The sequence below is a fragment of the Streptomyces sp. NPDC059994 genome (genome assembly GCF_042737755.1).
GTDB lineage: Bacteria > Actinomycetota > Actinomycetes > Streptomycetales > Streptomycetaceae > Streptomyces.
Window position 1 is genome coordinate 18,627 of the sequence record NZ_JBHWUR010000128.1, and the last position, 1,070, is coordinate 19,696.

Below are 1,070 nucleotides of genomic sequence, written 5' to 3' on the forward strand. Positions count from 1 at the left end.
GTTTGACGGAGGGAACTGGCGCGTGCTTACTGCTTAAATGCTCTGGGGCCCGACCGGCAGGCCGGTCGGGCCCACATTGCGTGCGACGGGTTCCCGCCGCAGTGATCGCTCAGCGGTCGGAATAGCTGAAGTCGCCCACGGTCCAGGCGCTGACGTCCTCGATCGCCACGCGGTACATCCCGCCCGTCTCCGGGATGCCCACGGTGCCCTGCAGGATCCGGGCGACATGGAAGTGCAGATGAGTGGGCGGCCCGTCCTTCTTCGCGGGGGCGTTGAAGATGGAGGAGAACTCTCCCAGGCGGTCCGAGTCCGTCAGTACATCCGACACCCTCAGCCTCCACACGGCTTCGGGAGCCAGCCGACCGGTGATGACAGCACCACCGGTGACCACGGTCAGGGACATCTGGTTGCTCTGCCCGGACTCCACCAGGGCGGCGACGTCAACGAGCAGCTCGTCAGGCTTCGACATGACGCAGATTATATTCACCGGTCATCCCGCTGCTTGAACGGTGGCGCTACCAGGCAGGACGGGCGTCACCGTCCTGCCACCAAAGGCCCGGCGGGTGACCGCGGTGGCGCGGGCGAGGCGGTCGGCCATGGGCCCGCCGTAGCCCCCTGGTGCCGCCGACCAGGCCGAGAAGGGTCCGTGCCGTATCGCGGGCGTCGGCAACGGTATTCGCGGCGGCACCCTCGTGCGCCGCTGCCACTTCCACGAGCCGCCCGGTCATCGGGTCAGGCCCGCCAAGACCGGCGCGGGCCCTCGTGCCACCCGTCACTGGCCGGCCTGTCGGGGTGATACGCCCGAAAGCATGAATGCCCAGCGGTGGCTGGCACCTGTCGACGGTAGTCGTGCCGCAGTCGGCGGCGCCCTGGGAAGCCCGACGGGCTGCACGGCTGTGGGTCACTCCGAGCGCCGGACCTGAGCTTCGGCCTGCTCCGACCATCGACAGACCGGTCGAGGCGGCTACCTCACGTTCGAACTCGCGGAAATCTATGTTGGCCGGAGTAGACATTCGTCGGTGGTGTGGTTATGGTTTCTCTCGTAGCCAGAGAGACAAGCAGGGCCCGGC

The 1,070-nt window shown here is 67.9% G+C and carries 1 protein-coding gene; it reads right to left on the reverse strand.

What is annotated here, in order from left to right; translation table 11 throughout:
• Positions 1-109 precede the first annotated feature (109 nt).
• Entirely contained in the window at positions 110-469 is a 360-nt protein-coding gene (locus tag ACFWA7_RS35510; RefSeq protein WP_385547517.1) for a hypothetical protein, read from the reverse strand.
• Positions 470-1,070 lie beyond the last annotated feature (601 nt).

Bases quoted from the DNA above. Each gene is read 5' to 3' on its own strand.
- ACFWA7_RS35510 (WP_385547517.1), bottom strand. From the start codon at position 469: ATGTCGAAGCCTGACGAGCTGCTCGTTGACGTCGCCGCCCTGGTGGAG.